General features: G+C 60.1%; 2 protein-coding genes. Both read right to left on the bottom strand.

The features are described from left to right. Nucleotides 1–416: 416 nt before the first annotated feature. Nucleotides 417–884, bottom strand: coding sequence for a hypothetical protein (locus ACFSOX_RS23550; RefSeq protein WP_378480254.1), 468 nt, complete (start codon nt 882–884; stop codon nt 417–419). Further along, entirely contained in the window at nt 881–1,633 is a 753-nt protein-coding gene (locus tag ACFSOX_RS23545; RefSeq protein WP_378480253.1) for a hypothetical protein, read from the bottom strand. Before ACFSOX_RS23545 ends, ACFSOX_RS23550 begins: the two co-directional genes overlap by 4 nt. Nucleotides 1,634–2,271 lie beyond the last annotated feature (638 nt).

The raw sequence follows: 2,271 nt of genomic DNA, 5'->3' as shown, positions 1-2,271 counted from the left end.
CTCCGCCGCCGCCGCGGCCTGACGACCCCGAATCTCTGCCCGAACCGACTTCCCTTCGGCCTTCACCGGATGGGTACATCGATCCCAACCTGGGCCAGCCGACGTCCTCGCTCGTCGACCCGATCATTTCGCACGACGGGGTCCAGGACACCTCTCGGCGCGGTACGAAAGACTCTGGTGGCCACCGTAGCCCAATCAGCTCGGGCGGCTACCCAAGCGGGAATTCACTGCGGTTGGAGCCGGATGGGTGCGGAGAATGTTCGCCCCCAGGCCCACTCCCTCCGCCAGCGGACCGAGACGACCTGGGATCGAAACTTCTCCGCTCAACGGTCGTCGACCGGCGCTAAAGTCAACCGGTACGCGCGGTTGCGGTTGGCATTGCGAGGTCCGCAGGCCGTTCTCTACGAGCGACTCGATTATTCCTTCGGCGTAAACCGCATAACAATTTCTCGCAGGATGGCTTCGACGTGTGGCACGTCGCGCCTTATGCGTTGAACTTGGGCGACGGCTTCGGATGGAAGGTATATCTTTCCCTCCTCATAGTCGAAGATTACACCATCGGTGGCTGCTGCGTAGGCTGCGGCTGCCATCCAGGCCGCTTGAAGTTCATTCAAATCACCTTTCCAGCGCAGCCCCAGTGCGAACCTCCAGGCCCGACCCGAGTTGGAAAGCCCGAGGGATTGAACAACCTCGTTTGCATCGTCTCGGTAACATTCGAAACCAGTCGGTGTCTCGCCGAGGCGTACAGGGATAAACCCACCGATGTCTTCGACCGAGATGGTCGGGTCGAGCCGGAGGGGAAAGCCGATTGCGTCGATCGAACCCTGCCATTCGCTCACTGTTTTCAGATAAAGGTCTGAAAGGATCTCGATCTCCATGCTCATTGGTGGGTTCTCCAATGATTTCGGAAGCTTCGAAAGACACCGGAGACCAACGCATATTTCAGCGTCACGCCTCTGATGGCATGCAATTCGATGATCGGGATGTTCGGCCCGACCCCCGTCTTCCGGCGCAGTTCTCTGACGCGACCAGGCGTCAGGCCTTTTTCTCCCGTCTTCAGATCGTAAATCGCGATGATGTCTCCAGCTTCATTCCGCAGCAGGATATCGGTTCTGATGCTGCCCTTCGAGCCGTAAGGTGCGCCAGGTTCAGCACCAAACGTCGTTTCCACGTCGAAAAATCCGATCCCGGGATAGTCGCCCAGGCGAACGGCCGTTCCAAATGTCACATGAACCGCTGTACCGTATGTCTGCGCGGTCATGCCGGGAACACGTTCGACGACGTCCATGACGCGCGCCAAAGTGCCGACGAGTGACTTTGACGTGTCGTCAATCTGCGAAATGCCCGTCAATCCGCTCGGATGGACGACGATCTCTGTGGGGGCTTCCGCGTATCGCGCTCCTGGCCTGATCGGATCAGGGCTCGCGTCGCTCAGTACCAATCCCGGCGTATAGACAAGAGCTGATGGCTTACTCAGCGAAGGACTGCCGAGACCGCTGTTCGGTCCTTCGTTCGTCCATTGTCCGCCGTCGGGATTGCCGGCCGGAACACGGGGCTGATCCGGATTGAACCCGGCTTTCTGTTCACCGGCGACGTATTCGACCAGGGCGAGCTGGAACCGTCGGAAGGCCAAATTCGATTTGATGCGGCGCCACTCGGCGCGCTACCGTGGTCCCGGAGGCAGCAGCTCCGCCATCCCCAGCAAGACCGCCTCGGCTGCGACCAACGACTTGTAGCGGAGGATTTGGGAGGCGAGGTCGGGAGAGGATGCCATGATCTGTGTCTCAGTTGGTCACGACAATATTCCTATGCAAGCAGGGCGATGTCGTCAAGGAAATAATTCCTGCTACTAACTCCACACGGGTTGCGCCGCTCGTGCTCCCCTAGACGAGAGACTCAAACGGAAGCCGGCGCGGAGCTTTCGTCTCCCATTCGCGCTGTCGATTTTTTGTGCGAATCCGCTCTCGCACGATCTGGTGCGCTCCACGACGCGGAGAATGTTCGACCCCGGTTGCACTCCCTCCGCCAGCGGACCGAGACGATCCGGGATCGAAATGTCTCCGAGGTACGCTTTCCGGGGACGCGCCTTCCGAGGCTCCATGCGAATTCGTCTCGTCCCTCCGTTCGAGCGCGCTTCACTGCATCGAGGGACGATCGCGCCGGGCTATGAGTCTCTGGTGCCAAGGCCGTCATGCATGCAGCTCCAGCGGAAACGGCGTACCCATCCGGTGAAGGCCGCAGGGAAGTCGGTTCGGGCAGAGATTCGGGGTC

Source organism: Rhodoplanes azumiensis, from assembly GCF_042682915.1.
Taxonomy (GTDB): Bacteria; Pseudomonadota; Alphaproteobacteria; order Rhizobiales; family Xanthobacteraceae; genus Rhodoplanes; species Rhodoplanes azumiensis.
This window is presented reverse-complemented; position numbering and strand designations above follow the sequence as displayed.

Coding starts and splice junctions, on each gene's coding strand:
- ACFSOX_RS23550 (WP_378480254.1), bottom strand. CDS start 884: ATGAGCATGGAGATCGAGATCCTTTCAGACCTTTATCTGAAAACAGTG.